This window comes from Rhizobium sp. CF142 (genome assembly GCF_000281145.1).
GTDB lineage: Bacteria > Pseudomonadota > Alphaproteobacteria > Rhizobiales > Rhizobiaceae > Rhizobium.
This window is the reverse complement of the sequence record NZ_AJWE01000042.1, coordinates 1-14,099: the sequence shown is the minus strand read 5'-3', so window position 1 is coordinate 14,099 and position 14,099 is coordinate 1. Positions and strand designations below refer to the sequence as shown.

General features: G+C 60.0%; 11 protein-coding genes. 5 read left to right on the top strand and 6 right to left on the bottom strand.

Translation table 11 applies throughout. The annotated features are described in order from the left end of the window. The first annotated feature begins 139 nt into the window (after positions 1 to 139). The 4 genes from PMI11_RS11495 to PMI11_RS11480 all read left to right on the top strand — a co-directional run bounded on the left by PMI11_RS11495 (position 140) and on the right by PMI11_RS11480 (position 3,804). On the top strand, positions 140 to 1,852 hold the full coding sequence (locus PMI11_RS11495; protein ID WP_007816907.1) for an IlvD/Edd family dehydratase: 1,713 nt from the start codon (positions 140 to 142) through the stop codon (positions 1,850 to 1,852). Next, on the top strand, positions 1,849 to 2,721 hold the full coding sequence (locus PMI11_RS11490) for an amidohydrolase family protein (RefSeq protein ID WP_007816905.1): 873 nt from the start codon (positions 1,849 to 1,851) through the stop codon (positions 2,719 to 2,721). Before PMI11_RS11495 ends, PMI11_RS11490 begins: the two co-directional genes overlap by 4 nt. 228 nt (positions 2,722 to 2,949) lie before the next feature. Further along, positions 2,950 to 3,300, top strand: coding sequence for an MbcA/ParS/Xre antitoxin family protein (locus tag PMI11_RS11485; protein WP_007816903.1), 351 nt, complete (start codon positions 2,950 to 2,952; stop codon positions 3,298 to 3,300). 9 nt (positions 3,301 to 3,309) lie between these two features. Then, positions 3,310 to 3,804, top strand: a complete 495-nt coding sequence (locus PMI11_RS11480; RefSeq protein WP_007816901.1) for an RES family NAD+ phosphorylase — start codon at positions 3,310 to 3,312, stop codon at positions 3,802 to 3,804. A 53-nt stretch (positions 3,805 to 3,857) separates the two neighbouring features. Here PMI11_RS11480 and PMI11_RS11475 read toward each other — a convergent pair whose 3' ends face one another. From PMI11_RS11475 to PMI11_RS11450, 6 genes are all read right to left on the bottom strand, one after another. Next, positions 3,858 to 5,222, bottom strand: a complete 1,365-nt coding sequence (locus PMI11_RS11475; RefSeq protein ID WP_007816899.1) for an alpha-glucosidase/alpha-galactosidase — start codon at positions 5,220 to 5,222, stop codon at positions 3,858 to 3,860. 22 nt (positions 5,223 to 5,244) lie between these two features. Then, complete coding sequence (locus tag PMI11_RS11470; RefSeq protein ID WP_007816898.1) at positions 5,245 to 6,912, bottom strand: ABC transporter ATP-binding protein; 1,668 nt, start codon at positions 6,910 to 6,912, stop codon at positions 5,245 to 5,247. Between the two features lie 10 nt (positions 6,913 to 6,922). Then, entirely contained in the window at positions 6,923 to 8,053 is a 1,131-nt protein-coding gene (locus tag PMI11_RS11465) for an ABC transporter permease (protein ID WP_007816897.1), read from the bottom strand. 1 nt (position 8,054) lies between these two features. Next, positions 8,055 to 9,062, bottom strand: coding sequence for an ABC transporter permease (locus tag PMI11_RS11460; protein WP_007816896.1), 1,008 nt, complete (start codon positions 9,060 to 9,062; stop codon positions 8,055 to 8,057). 222 nt (positions 9,063 to 9,284) lie between these two features. Then, a complete protein-coding gene (locus PMI11_RS11455; protein ID WP_007816895.1) occupies positions 9,285 to 11,372 on the bottom strand; it encodes an ABC transporter substrate-binding protein in 2,088 nt (695 codons plus the stop codon). Positions 11,373 to 11,497: 125 nt separating this feature from the next. Further along, positions 11,498 to 12,964: an alpha-glucosidase/alpha-galactosidase gene (locus PMI11_RS11450; protein ID WP_007816894.1), complete on the bottom strand. Its 1,467-nt coding sequence runs from the start codon at positions 12,962 to 12,964 to the stop codon at positions 11,498 to 11,500. A gap of 213 nt (positions 12,965 to 13,177) precedes the next feature. Between PMI11_RS11450 and PMI11_RS11445 the strand changes: the two genes are divergently transcribed. After that, on the top strand, positions 13,178 to 14,053 hold the full coding sequence (locus PMI11_RS11445) for an AraC family transcriptional regulator (protein ID WP_007816893.1): 876 nt from the start codon (positions 13,178 to 13,180) through the stop codon (positions 14,051 to 14,053). The last annotated feature ends 46 nt before the right edge of the window (positions 14,054 to 14,099 follow it).

The window sequence follows — 14,099 nt, the reverse complement described above, 5'->3', positions numbered from 1 at the left end:
TTATCGCGAATTATCTTGATGTTTCTCGGTTAAATTTGAAGATCGCGGCGATAAGCATGCGTATCGACGCATCTTCTTTATTGACAATCCTGCGTATCCCACTAGGCTTGAACCCAATTTAAGGGACGAGGGAGGAACAATGTCGAGCGGTCTTCGTCGCAAGCTGACGAGTTACGGCGATCAGGGTTTCTCCCTTTTCCTGCGAAAGGCCTTCATCAAGGCCATGGGCTATTCGGACGATGCTCTGGATCGCCCGATCGTAGGGATTGCCAATACCTACAGCGATTTCAACCCCTGCCATGGAAACGTGCCGCAACTCATCGAAGCTGCCAAGCGCGGTGTCATGCTGGCTGGCGCAATGCCTATGGTCTTCCCGACCATTTCCATCCACGAGAGCTTCGCCTCGCCGACCTCGATGTATCTTCGTAACCTGATGGCGATGGAAACCGAGGAGATGATCCGCGCCCAGCCGATGGATGCCGTGATCCTCATTGGCGGCTGCGACAAGACCCTGCCGGCCCAGATCATGGCCGCTGCCAGCAGCGATATCCCGGCAATCTTCCTGCCGACCGGGCCGATGGCCGTTGGCCACCATAAGGGTGAGAGGCTCGGCGCCTGTACTGATTGCCGGCGCTTCTGGGGGCGCTTTCGGGCCGGCGAGATCGATGAGGCCGAGATCACCGACGTCAACAACAAGCTCGCCAGCTCGATCGGCACCTGCACGGTGATGGGAACGGCAAGCACCATGGCGAACCTGACCGAAGTGATGGGCCTCTGCCTGCCGCGGGCAGGATCGGCGCCCGCCGCCGAATCCGAGCGCGTGCGGCTTGCCGAAGAGACCGGCCGCGTTGCCGCCGGACTGGCAGCCAACCCGGATGCGCCGACGGTGCGCGATATTCTAACGCCTTCGGCCATCCGTAACGGCCTTGTCGCCTTGCAAGCCATGGGCGGCTCGACCAATGCCGTCGTTCACCTTGCCGCCATCACGGGGCGCCTTGGCATTCGTCTCGACATGGCCGAACTCGACAGGCTCGGCAAGATCATCCCGCTTCTCGTCGACCTACAGCCGTCCGGCCAGCATTATATGGAGCAGTTCCACGAGGCCGGCGGTGTGCAGACGCTCTTGAAGGCGGTGCGCCACGAGATCGACGGCAGCCAGCAGACGATCTGTGGCAAGACGATCGGCGAGGTAATCGATGCGGCTGCCGATGAACCCGGCCAAACCATCATCCGCACGGTCGATAAACCGTTGAAGCCCATCGGCACCATTGCCGTGCTTCATGGCAATCTTGCACCGCGCGGCGCAGTCATCAAACAATCGGCAGCATCGAAGGATCTGCTGCAGCATGAGGGACGGGCTGTCGTCTTCGATTCCGTCGAGGACATGACCCTGCGGATCGACAGCGACGACCTCGATGTCAGCGCCGACGATATTCTCGTGCTGCGCAATGCCGGCCCCAAAGGCGCGCCGGGCATGCCGGAAGCCGGCTATCTGCCGATCCCGCGCAAGCTCGCGCGCCAAGGCGTCAAAGACATGGTGCGCATCTCCGATGCCCGCATGAGCGGCACCGCCTTCGGCACGATCGTGCTGCATATTGCCCCGGAGGCCGCAGCCGGCGGGCCGCTGGCGATCGTGAGAACCGGCGACCGCATCCGCCTCGACGTCAAGGAGAGACGCATAGACCTTGCCATTGACCAAACGGAATTCGACCGACGCATGGCGGAGCTTGGAGAGGTATCGGCTGCCGAGCCGGCGCGCGGTTACGCCAAGCTCTATCACACGCGCGTGCTGCAGGCTGACGAAGGCGCCGATTTCGACTTCCTCCAGCATGAGGAGCTGGTACAGAAATGAGTCTGGCGGACAGTCAAGCGCCACTCTGCCTACCGCACCTGCCGCTGACCCGTCTTCCGGTAAAGCCGCTACCGCAGGGCACGATCGATACACATTTCCATGTCTTCCGGCCGGACGCGCCGCTGAACACGCCGCGCAGCTATACGCCCGAGATCGCAACGACTACCGACTGGATCGCCTTTGCCGACCAGCTGGGCATCAGCAGGGGCATCCTCGTACAGCCGAGCGTCTATGGCCTCGACAATCAGGTTCTGGCCGAGGCATTGGCCGCCTTTCCAGACCGGTTGCGGGGCATCGTCGTCATCGATCCTGAGACAGACCCCACGGAGATTGCCCGTCTCGACCAGCTTGGCGTACGCGGCGTTCGCATCAACACGCGCAACAAGGGCGGCCTACCGCTTACTGCGGCCGAAACGCTTGCGGCAGGCATCCGCGATTTCGGCTGGTCGCTGCAGCTTCAAATAAGCCCGGACCAGATCGACGACCTTGCCGGGCGGCTGCCGCATCTGGGCGTCCGCTTCGTCATCGATCATCTGGGCTTCATACCGCTCACCGACGGCGCATGGCGCCAACATCTTCCTGCGCTCCAGAGGCTCGCCGATAATCCCGGCGGCTACATCAAGCTTACGGCTCCCTACAGGCTAACGCGCGAGCGCGGCTATGTCGGTTTTGCCGAGGCGGTGCAGGCGCTTGCCGCCAGCCATCCGGAAAAGCTGCTCTGGGGCAGCGACTGGCCGCACACGGAGCTCTGGAGCGATATGCCCGATGACGCCGACCTGATCGACAGGATGCAGGACGCCATTAGCGCCCCTACGCTTGCCCGCAGCGTCTTCATCGAGAATGCCGAAATGTTGTTCTTTGGCCGCTGAACAATCCTTATATCCTTGAAGAATGGCACGACGGCTTCTGGAAACAGACCCCTTCCACTCGAAAATCACGATGGAGTTCCTGCCCGGCAGGGTTCTGCGCGCCGGCTACGACCATCAACTCCAAGGCGGCTGGAATGATCGGTAACGACTACCAGCAGAGCTTCGGCCATTGAATGCCGCCTATTTTGACGCTATATAACGTCAATATAAACGGCATGGAGATGGATCATGGGCCTCGCACAATATGCAGATGACGGGCTGTTTGCACCGCGCAAGATCGCCGATGCCTTCCGCACGACGAGCGAGGAGATTGCCCGCACCGCCGGTCTCGGCAAGGATGCAATCCAGCGCAAGGACCGCCTCCGCTCCGACAAGACGCAGAAGCGCCTGCGCGAAATGATCGAAGTCGTCAACAAGGTCGAACCCCGCTTCGGTTCGGCGCTGATGGCCTATGCCTGGTATCGTTCCGAGCCCTTATCGGGCTTTTCGGGCCAGACGGCCATGCAGCTGGTCCGCGACGGACGGGCGGAGGACGTTCTCGATTATATCGATGCGATCGACGCCGGCGTCCACACCTGATCCCGGCCGATGCGCTACGAAGGAAAGCTCTATCGGGCGCTGAACCCGATCTATGCACGCCAGCCGCTTTCCGGCCGGGGCGCCGAACTCTATGGCGGACGATTCAATCCAAAGGGAATGCCGTCACTTTATACGTCGCTATCCGTGCTGACGGCGCTCCGGGAAGCCAATCAGGTCGGCAGCCTGCAGCCGACCACCCTCGTCTCCTACGAAGCCGATATCGAACGCGTCTTTGACACTAGAGACGAGGCCGCTCTTCAGGCGCTCGGCATGGATGCCGAAACGATTGCCGCAGCAAGCTGGCGCGACGAGATGAAGGAAAAAGGGGAAGCGAGGACACAGACCTTCGCACGTCGGCTCGTGTCCGATGGCTATCATGGCCTCTTGGTCAGAAGTTTTGCTCCCGCGGCCAGAGGCGACGATCTCAATCTCGTGCTTTGGCGATGGAGCGACGCGCTCCCCTGCCGTCTAACCCTGATCGACGACGAAGGCAGGTTGTCCTGAACCATTGGGATCAGCGCCGGCGTATCGGCCAGCGCTGATCCTATTCGTGTGCTTCAGGCCGCGCGCACCTTGCTCGGCCGTGCCCATTCCGGCAGCCAGTCGCCATGGGTGGCGAGCAGCTCATCCACCAGCGACCAGATCTGATCGAGGTCGAGCTCGGCAGCCGTATGCGGATCCATCATCGCAGCATGATAGATATGTTCAGGATTTTCGGTCATCAGCGCCTGAACCGTCAGTTCCTGGACATTGATATTGGTGCGGATCAGCGCGGTCAGCTGCGGCGGCAGGTCGCCGATATAGGTCGGCTGGATACCGGAGGCATCGACCAGGCAGGGCACTTCGGCAGCGCAATTGGCCGGCAGCGAGGTGATGCAGCCATTATTGCGGACGTTGCCGTAGATGACCGAGGGTTCGCCGGTCCAGACCGAATTGATGATCGAGGAGGCGTATTCCTTAGATTCATTGACCTCGATCTTGTCAGCAGAACGATAGGCTTCCGCCTGGCCCTTCCAGCGGGCGATCTGCTCGATGCAGCGCTTCGGATATTCATCGAGCGGAATGCCGAATTTCTCGATGAGGTCCTCGCGACCTTCTTTGATGAAGTACGGTGTGTATTCGGCGAAATGCTCCGAGCTTTCGGTGACGAAATAGCCGAGACGTGTCAGCATCTCGTAACGCACCTTGTTGGGGCAGCGCGGGTTCCAGCCGGGCTTCGGCGCACGTCCCTCGCGATAGGCGCGCACCAGATCCGGATAGAGGTTCTTGTAGGAACCATCCGGCTGGCGATGCTCGAACTTCAGGTAGAAGGCCATGTGGTTGATGCCGGCCGAGCGGTAGCGGATTTCGTCATAGGGGATGTCGAGATCATGGGCGAGCTCCATTGCCGTGCCCTGCACGGAATGGCAGAGGCCAACCTGCTTGATGTCAGGGTATTTCTCGGCGATCGCCCAGGTATTGATCGCCATCGGGTTTACATATTGCAGCATGATGGCGTTCGGGCAGACGGCGCGCATGTCCTCGCAGATCTTCCAGAGATGCGGCACGGTTCTGAGACCGCGCATGATGCCGCCGACGCCGAGTGTATCGGCGATCGTCTGGCGCAGACCATATTTCTTCGGCACTTCGAAATCGGTGACCGTGCAGGGCTCGTAGCCGCCGATCTGGAAGGCGACGACCACGAAATCAGCGCCAGATAGTGCCTTTCGCTGATCGGAATAGGTTTCTGCCTTCGCCTTCACGCCGAGTGTCGAAATCAACTTGTTGACGACAATGGCGCTTTCCTCGAGCCGCTGCGGGTTGATGTCCATGAGCGCGATCGTCGCGCCCGACAGCGCCGGACGCTGCAGGATGTCGCCGACGATATTCTTCATGAAAACGGTGGAGCCAGCTCCGATGAACGCTATTCTGGGATTTGCCATATGAACCTCCGGCATTCTGAAATCAGGCTACCTCGAAAGCGGCTTTGACGAGCCGTTCGGTGTAGGGTGTCTTGGGATTGGAAAGGACTTCGTTGACAGGCCCCTCTTCCATGATCTTGCCGTGCTGCATGACGATGACACGGTGGCAGAGGGCACGCACGACCTTCAGGTCATGCGAAATGAAAAGGTAGCTCAGACCCCGCTCATCCTGCAGCTTGCGCAAGAGCTCTATGATCTGCGCCTGGACGGAGAGATCGAGCGCCGAGGTCGGCTCGTCGAGCAGGATGAATTCCGGTTCGAGCGCGATCGCCCGCGCAATGGCGATGCGCTGGCGCTGCCCACCCGAGAATTCATGCGGGAAACGCGAGAGGATGTTGCCCGGCATGCCAGCGGAGACCAGAGCTTCGCGGACCCTGTCCAGACGTTCGCCCTTGGTGGCACCGAGCTTGTTGACGACCAGCCCTTCCTCGATGATCTGACCGATCGTCATGCGCGGATTGAGTGACGAGAACGGGTCCTGGAAGACGACCTGCATGCGCGAGCGCAAGGGCCGCATTTCTGCCCGTGACTTGCCGTGGATCGGCTGGCGGTCGAAATAGATCTCGCCATTGTCCGTGTCATTGAGCCGAAGAATAGCCTGACCGAAGGTCGTCTTGCCCGAACCGGATTCACCGACGAGACCCAGCGTCTCGTGCCGCCGCAGCGTCAGATTGAGACTGTCGACGGCGACCAGTTCGCGCAGCTCCGGTCTGAAGAAGCCGCCATGGCGCAGCATGAAGGAGACGCGCACGCCGCGGGCGTCGAGAATGATATCCGATCCCTCCGGCAGCGGGTTGGCCTGACCGCGCGGCTCTGATCCCAAAAGATGCTTGGTATAGGGATGTTGCGGATTGGCGAAGAGCTGCTCCGTTATGTTGTGCTCGCGCATCTCGCCATGCTGCATCACATAGACATAGTCAGAGAACTTGCGCACGACCGTCAGGTCGTGGGTAATCAGGATCACTGCCATCCGCAATTCCGTCTGCAGATTGCGGATGAGATTGAGGATCTGCGCCTGGACGGTCACATCGAGCGCCGTCGTCGGCTCGTCGGCGATCAGCACATCAGGATCGTTGGCAAGCGCCATGGCGATCATCACGCGCTGGCGCTGACCGCCCGAGAGCTGGTGCGGATATTGCCGCAGGCGCGCTTCGGGATCGGGGATCTGCACCTGCTTCAAAAGCTCCAGCGCCTTGGCGTCGGCCTGCTTGCGGCTCATCTTGCGGTGGACGCGGATCGCTTCGACGATCTGGCTGCCGATCGTGTAGATCGGGTTCAGCGAGCTCATCGGCTCCTGGAAGATCATCGAGATCCGGTCGCCGCGCAACCTGCGGCGGGCCTTCTCCGAGAACTTCAGGATATTGGCGCCATCGTACTCGACGCTCGAACGCGGCGAGATGACCGCACGCTTGGAGAGAAGCCCCATGACGGTGCGCGCCGTCACCGACTTGCCGGAGCCGGATTCACCGACGATGGCAATCGTTTCGCCGCGATAGAGCTGAAAGGAAATATCCTTCACGGCTTCGACCGTGCCATGCTCGACCTTGAAGTTCACGCCGATATTGCGCGCATCGATAACAGGACTTTCCTTATGGCCGTCATGATCATGGCGGACGGGAGGAGCGAAAGAACTGACGAGAGCAAGGGCCATCTTCAACACCTCAATAGGGATCAACTGCATCGCGCAGACCATCGCCCAGAGCGTTGAACGCAAAGACGGTGACGAGCACGAAGGCAACCGGAGCTAGAATCCAGGGATAGGTGCCGATGACGGAATAATTAGCCGTATCCTGCAGCATCAGACCCCAGGAAATCAGCGGCGGCTTTACGGCGAAGCCGAGGAAGCCGAGGAAGGATTCGAGCAGCACGACGCTTGGAATATGGATGGTGACGGCGACGATCACATGGCTCATCACATTCGGGAAAATATGCTGGAAGATGATGCGCCGGTCGGTCGCGCCGACCGCCATTGCCGCCCGCACATATTCGATACGCGCCAGCGCCAGCGTCTTGCCGCGCACCTCGCGCGACATCTGCGCCCAGCCGAGCGCCGACATGACGAAGATCACGAAGGCGAGGAAGACGTTGGTCGGCGCGGTGATCGGGATCAGCGATGTCAGCGCCAGATAAAGCGGCAACTGCGGGAAGGCGAGTACCAGCTCAACGAAACGCTGCACCCAGACATCGAAGGCTCCGCCGTAGTAGCCCGAGACCATGCCGACCGTCGTGCCGACGACAGTGACGATGAAGACCACCGTCAGTGCGATCATCAGCGAGATGCGCGAGCCGATGATGGCACGCGACAGAACGTCACGACCGAACTTGTCGGTGCCGAGGAAATGCACCGGCTGGCCATCGACCGTGCCGAAGAAATGGCGATTGGCGGGAATGAGACCGAGCAGATTGTAGTCCGAACCCTTGACGAAGAAGCCGAGCAGACGCGGATTGTCATAATCCAGGCCGACGACCGGCTGGAAGGTAACCGGATCGAGTTCTTCGGAATCCGCCAGCGCATAGACGCGCGGCCAGACGAGACTGCCCTCCTTGTCATGGATGCTGATGAGCTGCGGCGGCGCAAAGCCGACATCGGTCGCCTTCGGGTCCATCGGCGCAAAGAAATCGGCAAAGACAGCCATGATGATCAAAAGGCCGACGAGGATCAGGCCGATCATGCCGGTCCAGGAGCGCCGCAGCCGGCGCCAGACCAGCGCCATATAGCTCTCATTGCCATGGTGGGTATTCTTGACCGCCTCTTCATGCGGTGGCGGCGGGGAAGAGTCGAAGGCAAACATATCAGGCTCCTCCATATTGACGGACCCGCGGATCGAGCATGGCAAGCAGGATGTCGGCGATGATATTGCCGACGATCAGCGTGGCCGATAGCACCAGCATGAAAGTCGCTGTGACATAGACGTCGCCGATCGCCATCGAGCCGACGATGGCCGGCCCGACAGTCGGCAGAGCGAAGATGATCGCGGTTTCGATCTCGCCGGTCAGCATGTAGGGGAGCACGACGCCCTGATACATGACGAGTGGATGCAACGCGTTTGGAACGGCGTGGCGCATGACGACCGCGCCGCCCGAAAGCCCCTTGGCACGCGCCGTCTCGACATATTGGGCATTCAGCGTATCGAGCAGATTGCCGCGCATGACGCGCATGTTGTAGGCAAGCCCGCCGAAAGTGGCGATCGCGACGACCGGCCAGACATGGCTGACGAGATCCATGAATTTCGCCCAGGACCAAGGCGCCCCGCCATATTGCGGCGAGAAGAAGCTGCCAATTTCCGTGACGTTGAACTGGAAGACCAGCAGATAGACGATAATCAGCGCCATCAGGAAGCGCGGCACCGTCATGCCGAGGAAAGAGATGCCGGAGAGCAGGCTGTCGATCCAGCTATATTGGCGGGTCGCCGCCCAGATGCCGAAGCTGATACCGAGGATCGATGCGAAGATATGGCAGACCAGCGCCAGGGCCAGCGTGCGCGGCAGGCGCTCGCCGACCACGTCAGCGACCGGCTTGTTGTAGAACATGCTGTAGCCGAAATCGCCTTTGGTCACGATTCCCGTGATCCAGTTGACATACTGGACGACCATCGGCTTATCGAGGCCATGTTCGATGCGGTAGGCCTGAGCCTGGGCATCCGCCTGGGCGAAGGAAGCTCCGCCCTGATTGATCAATTGCGAACGGATATAGTCGGCATAGTCTCCAGGCGGCGCCTGGATGATGGCGAAGGTCACCACACTCAGGATGAAGAGGACGGGGATCGCCGAGGCGATGCGCATGAGCAGGAATCGTAACATCGGACGGTTCGCTTCTCCTTGCCGCCAGTCGCTCGTCTCAGCGCGGCCGGCTTGTTGATTCTGACCGGCCGCGCGCAGCACGCGCGACCGGAAGCTCTTGTCGTTCGGGAGGGAGCTCCTCGAACATCTCCATTTTTCTTCGAGCCATGGAGATGCTCGATCTCTTTGTTTTTATGCAATCCCAGACGCAAAACCGCTGCGCACTTTTGCTGGGAATTGCTCTTAGTTTATTGGACCCTTGTCTCCAGGCTTGCCGGGAAGCTGTTGAGGGAAGAGTTCGTACTTGCCCTGCTTGTCGGCCGCGACCCACAGACGCTCGCGGATGACGGAATCCTCGGCCCAGTTGAACATCATGATCGGCGTACCCGCGGGAATGTTCGAGAAGCGCTTGTTGATGATCAGCGCGCCCGGATATTCCGTCAGTCCGACGGTATCCACATGTTCGGTGGCCGTCTTCTGATACTGCTTCATGAGTGCCACGCGTTCGTCATTGTCCTGGCTCGTGCGGAACTTGTTGACGATGTCGGCCAGCTCCTTTTCATAAGGCAGGAGGTCGAGCTGATTATCCTTGCCGGCGCGGTGATGCCAGCTGGTGCGTGGGCCGACAGCGGCAAGCTGTTCGGTGTTCTGCACCACGGAGGCGAGCTCGGTCGTGTTGCGCTGGATCAGCCAGTCGAACTGGCCGGCATAATGCGCACTATCGCGCTTGGGACCAGCAAGAGCATTGATGATGATCTTGATACCGAGCTTCTCCATCTGACCGACGACGCCTTCGGCAAGGCTCTTGTCGGTGGTATAGTCGTTGTTGACGAGAAGCACGATCTCGACGTTCTTGCCATCAGCTGTTCCGGCCGGGAAGTTCACGAAGCCATCGCCATCCGTATCCTTCAGGCCGACCTTGGCGAGCAGCGACTTGGCGCCCTTTAGATCGAAGGGATAGTAGACGGTCGAGTTGCGATCATAGAAGCTCGTCCCTGAGGAAAGGCCGCCTGCATAGATCGCCGTGAACGGTCCCTTGACGAGGGAGTCGCCGATCGCCTTGCGGTCAACCGCCATGGTCACGGCCTTGCGGAAGTCCTCGTTGCGGTCGAGTTCGCGGATCGCCTGACTGCGGGCATCAGGATCACCCCAGCCATTGGCCGAAAGGTTCATGCGAAGATTATAGCCGATGAGGCGCGGGCCGAAGGCGAGACGCGCCGGAGCGGTCTTTTCGGCGGCACGCTTCAACGAGGCCACGAAGTTTTCCGGCTGCTCGAGGTTCGAGAAGTCGGCAGAACCGGCAACGGCCTGCACGTCACGGTCGGCCCAGGTCGAGAGCTTGTAGTGCAACTCGTTGAGATAAGGCAGCTGATTGCCCTTCTCGTCGACCTTCCAGTAATAGGGATTGCGACGCATGACGATGATATCGTCAGGCCGATATTCGACCGGCACCCAGGCGCCCATGACCGGCATGTTCATATATTCCGGCGGGAAGGCGTTCTTGAACTGATCGTAGGTGTTCTTCGAATATTTCGGGTGCTGGGGCTTAAGAATATGCGACGGACCCGGGCAGAAGTTCGGATAGGCCATCGTATAGAGATACTGCTTCGGGAAGGCTTCCTTGAAGGTCCATTCGACTGTGTAGTCGTCGATCTTCGTGAGCGTCGTTCCCTCGCCGAAGGCTTCCGGCGATGCACCGCCGCCGAGCGGCGAAACGTTCGGGTCGATGACTTCGTCTTCCCAATAGAACATGAGGTCATCGGCATTGAAGGGCGCGCCGTCGGACCACTTGGCACCTTCGATCAGATGCATGGTCAGCTTGTGGCCGTCCTGCGACCATTCCCAGCCCTTGGCGAGGTTCGGCAACGGCTGGGTATCCTTGGCTTCCACCTGGAAGAGCGGGGCGGTGCGCGTCAGGCATTCGGAGAGGCCGATATCGATGCCACCCCAGCCCTGCGTCTGGCCCGCACCATAGTTCCAGCCTTCCGGCCGGCCGCCGATGACATGGCGCATCACGTCACCATAGACGCCGATGCCGTCAGGCATATTCTCAGTCTTGAAGACCATCGGCTCCTTGGGCAGGCGATCCTTGACCGCCGGCAGCTTGCCGCTATCGACGAAATTCTTCGTCACCCAGTCCGGCTCGTGATATTCCGGCAGCGCCTTGAACTCCAGGATGGAGTCGCGGGACACATATTTGATCTTGCCCTCCGCCGGGAAAGCCGGCGGAGCCGGCGGCACTGCCGGCTCGGACGCGTAGGCATTCAGGGCCACGACTGAAACGCCAAGCGCCAGTCCTGCCAGGATGCCGATCTTACGGAAATTCGTCATCGTCTCTCCCTCTTGTTCCGGAGCGCTTGTACGCGTCTCCGCTTCTCCTCAAACGACGATGGAGGAAGCTTGTGCGCGGGCGACCTTCCTCCCTAAGAGCCGCCGCAGCCTCCTTCACCCTGATTTTAGACGGCCTGCTTCAGCGCTGCCTTTTCAACGCGAAGCTCCTCAATTGAGCGGACATTGCGGCGCGCGGCCCCTTCCCACTCTCTCGTCTTGACCTTGGAATTGGCAAGCCGCTCCTTGGCGGCTGGCACAGCATGCGCATATTGCGGCAGCCAGCGGGCCTGGGCAACGACCATCTCGTCAACCATCTGCCAGACCTCTTCCGGCGTCGAAACGGCACCGACCAGCGGATCGTGCAGCACGGCGAGCTTCAGCAGATCGATATCGCCGGAAATCGCTGCATGCACCGACATGCGCTGGACATTGATCGACGAGATGCAGGTCGCAGCACAGGCTTCCGGAATGGTGATGCCGGAGACCATGTTGATACCGAAGCGATCGACGAAGCCGGGCGACTCGATGATGGCATCGGATGGCAGGTTGGTGATAACGCCGGTGTTCTTGACGTTGAAGTGACCGCGATAGACGCGACCGGTTTCCAGCGCCTCGAGAATGTGGCTCGCGTGCTCGTTGGAGCGCTTGGCCGGATCGATCGGCTTTTCGGCCGAAGCGAGGAATTGCGGGAATTCCGTCTCGAACCAGTTGCGGGTCTCGGTCGAGTGGCGCAGGTAGCCGCCAGTTTCGCCGTGGATCCAGTCGGACATGTCGATCCAGCGGGTGATTTCGTCCGGCCGCTTGCGGTACCAGGGCAGGTATTCGGAAAGATGGCCGTTGCTCTCGGTCGAATAGACGCCGAAGCGCTTCAGTACATCGATGCGCAGCTTCTCCTGTTGCGAATAGACGGGATGCGCCTCGAAGGCGGCGATCAGCTCGTCCTTGCCGATCCTGCGGCCGTTGAGACGCAGATCGACGAACCAGGTTTGATGGTTGATGCCCGAGCAGATGTAGTCGAGTTCGCTCTGCGACTTGGCGCCGAGCACTTCGGCAATCTGTTCGGCGCCATGCTGGACCCCGTGGCAGAGGCCGACCGTATCGACCTTGCCATATTCGATAGCCGCCCAGGTGTTCATCGCCATCGGGTTTGCGTAATTCAGGAATTTCGCACCCGGTGCTGCGACCTCGCGGATATCCTTGCAGAAATCGAGGATGACGGGAATATTGCGCTGGCCGTAGAGAATGCCGCCTGCGCAGATCGTATCACCGACGCATTGGTCAATGCCATATTTCAGGGGAATTCTGATATCGTCGGCATAAGCTTCCAGCCCACCGACACGTACGCAGCTGATGACATAACGTGCGCCTTCCAGCGCCTTGCGACGATCTGTCGTCGCCGTCACCTTCGTCGGCAGCTTGTTTGCCTCGACGATCTTGTCGAGAATTGCCTTGATCATCTGGAGGTTATGTTCGCTGAGGTCGGTCAGCGCGAATTCAATGTCCTTGAATTCCGGCACGCAGAGAATGTCCGTGAACAGCTTCTTGGTGAAGCCGACGCTGCCTGCTCCGATAATAGCGATTTTGAAACTCATATCCTTCACCTCGATCCGATCAAATGCTAGGTAGAAAGACAGCTAAGGAGGCTAGGCGGCATGCTTGCGCATACCGTCTGAAAATACTGGAAAATGGTGCCTGTATTCCTCCCGGCCGTTCTTTCGACCGCGATCTCTTCCTCTTGTGGAAAAGGATTATGCGCATATTCGCAGGAGCGGCCAGAGAAGGATTATGCTTTCGAGGGTAATTTTGTGCTGCAGGATTTGATCGCCAACGGACAGTCGATGAGAACCGTTTCGCTGCCGCGCGGACGCCAGCGCCTGCATGCGATGCCGACAAGCGCCGGTTACGAGGTGCGTGAAAACGAGACCTATGATTGGGACGGCAGAAAGCGCGGCCTGACGCCCTTCACGGTGCTGCAGCATACGATCAGCGGCACCGGCCGCCTGCGCTACCAGAATCGCAATTACAAGCTCCAGAGCGGCGACACGATGATGGTGCTCGTGCCGCACAATCACCGCTACTGGCTGGAAAAGGGCGAGCGCTGGGAATATTTCTGGATCTCAATGAACGGCGAAGAAACGCTGCGCATCCACAAAATGGTGCTGGCGCTCGCCGGTCCGGTCCTGAAGCTGCAGCAATCGACCATCGATCATCTGGCGGACTGCAGCCTGCGCCTCGTCAAAGGTGCAAACACGCCAGGTTCGGCCTCGGCGGTGGCCTACGAAGCCGCCATGGCGCTCTATGATGACATCTTCGGCGCCTCCGCCTCCATGGCCGAACAAAGCGCCATGCAACCGGTGACCGACCATATCAACGCCAATCTGGAAAAACCGCTGCCGGTCAGCGAGCTTGCAGCGATCGTTGGCCTCAGCCGCGCCCACTTCTCGCGCAGCTTTGCCGAAAGCGAAGGCGTGCCGCCCGCCGAATATGTGCTGCAGCAGCGCCTGCAGCGCGCCGCAAAATTGTTGACCAAGGCGGATTTCCTGCCGGTCAAAGAAGTCTCGATCATGTGCGGCTTCGAAGACGCCAATTACTTCGCCAAGGTCTTCCGGCGCGTCTATGGCATCACGCCGACCGAATTTCGCACGACCGGCATGTATGCGAGCATCGGCCGCGGCCGGTAAGAGATCGCACCCATCTGACCATCCCTAGTGGATTGATCGAGACAAA